Here is a 1925-nt window from a genome sequence, read left to right as displayed (position 1 = left end):
TTACTGACGACCAGATCGGCAGTGGCGGTTTTACCCTGACGCTGAACTTCAACGAAGCGATGGATACGGGCGTTGATCCGACGATCGACTTCCCAACGGCAGATCTCAGCAACACCCTGACGTTTAACGCGGGCAACTGGGAGAATGCCACCACCTATATCGCCACCTTTGACACTGCCGATGCCGATGAAGTGATCAATGACATAGACGTGGAAGTCAGCAATGCTCAGGATGCGGCGGGCAATACGCTTGCCGCCGTAACGCAAAACGACCTCTTCAGCGTGGTGACCGCCACCAGCCCGGCGATTCAGGCGATGACCTCGCCCACTGCCGACGGCACCTTTGCGGTCGGCAGCAGCATTGATATCACCGTGACGTTCGATAAAGCGGTCGACTTTACTGCCAACGGCGGCGCGCTAACGGCTACGCTCAACACCGGCGCCACGATCCTTCTCACCAATAGTGACGCCGCTAATCAAACGCAGTTTAGTGGCCGCTATACGGTGCAAGAGGGTGAGACCGACACTACGGGGCTTAACGTCGACTCGCTAACCCTGACCGGCGGTGCCACGCTGGTCGCCCATGATAACGGCGTATCGGCGGATCTTGATACGCTGCCCGGCAGTCAAAATCTGGCCGACAGCGCTGAGTTGGTGGTTGATGCTAACTCGCCCGCGGCTACCCCAGCACCCACATTAGCGGCTGATTCCGATAGCGGTGTGAGCGATAACGACAATATCACCAATAACAATACACCCACCCTCATCGGCACCGGGGCCGAGGCAGGCGCTACCGTGACGGTACGTGTCGACGGCATCAGCGTGGGTAGCGCCACCGCCAATGGCAGCGGTGACTGGGCCTTCACCTTGGCCGAAGGCGACCTGAGCGAAGGCCTCAACACGATCGATACGCTGGTTGGCGATAGCGCAGGTAATACCAGCAGCGCATCAGCGGGTCTTGCGCTAACCCTGGATAACACCGCGCCCACCGCCAATGACGATACAACGGCCACGGTACGTGAAGACGCGGGGGAGGCCCTGCTGACCAACGTTAACGGAGCCGGCGATAAGCTCACCGATAACGACACAGGCGCAGACGACACGGCCCCTATCACCGCTGTGAATGACCGTGCCGATGCCCTGAGTAGCGCGGTGGCGGGCAGCAACGGCGGGCGCTTTATTATCGAAGCCGATGGCACGGCTAGCTTCGACCCCAATGGTGAGTTTGAAGGCCTTGCCCACGGTGACACGCTTACCACCGATGTCACCGTCGACATTCAAGACACCGCAGGCAATACCAGCACGTCCACCCTTAGCGTGACAGTGGAAGGCGTCAATAATGCACCTACCATCGCCACCAACGCAGGCCCCAGCGTAAAAGCCGGCCGTAGCGTCACATTAACGACGGCCAACCTGAATGAAGGCGATCCGGATGATGCTGGCGATGAGCTCACTTATACACTGAACACCCTGCCAACGTCCGGTACGTTATTGCTCGATGGTACCGCCTTAGCCGCAGGCGAGACGTTTACCCAACAAGACATCGACAATGGCTTGGTGACATTTACCGCGGGCAGCAGTGCGGGCAATGCCAGCTTTGACTTTACCCTGGCTGATGGTGGCGAGGATGGTGTGGAAAGGGTCTCTGGAACTGTGACCTTTACGGTGGAAGCAGCACCGGAGCCAGAACCTGAGCCAGAACCTGAGCCTGAACCAGAACCTGAGCCTGAACCAGAACCTGAACCAGAACCTGAACCAGAACCAGAACCAGAACCTGAGCCAGAGCCAGAGCCAGAGCCAGAGCCAGAGCCAGAGCCTGAACCAGAACCTGAGCCAGAGCCAGAGCCTGAACCCGAGCCAGAACCTGAACCCGAGCCAGAACCTGAACCCGAGCCTGAACCCGAGCCTGAGCCTGAACCCGAGCCA

Annotated in this window: 1 protein-coding gene; it reads left to right on the top strand. The window is 59.1% G+C overall.

The window, feature by feature from the left end; all coding sequences use genetic code 11:
• The coding region (locus tag HALTITAN_RS25665; RefSeq protein ID WP_201764720.1) for an Ig-like domain-containing protein at positions 1 to 1925 on the top strand (1925 nt) is incomplete at both ends.

Origin of the sequence: Vreelandella titanicae BH1 (assembly GCF_000336575.1) — a bacterium.
Lineage (GTDB): Bacteria > Pseudomonadota > Gammaproteobacteria > Pseudomonadales > Halomonadaceae > Vreelandella > Vreelandella titanicae.
The sequence above is the reverse complement of the archived record's forward strand: the minus strand, read 5'-3'. Positions and strand labels throughout refer to the sequence as shown.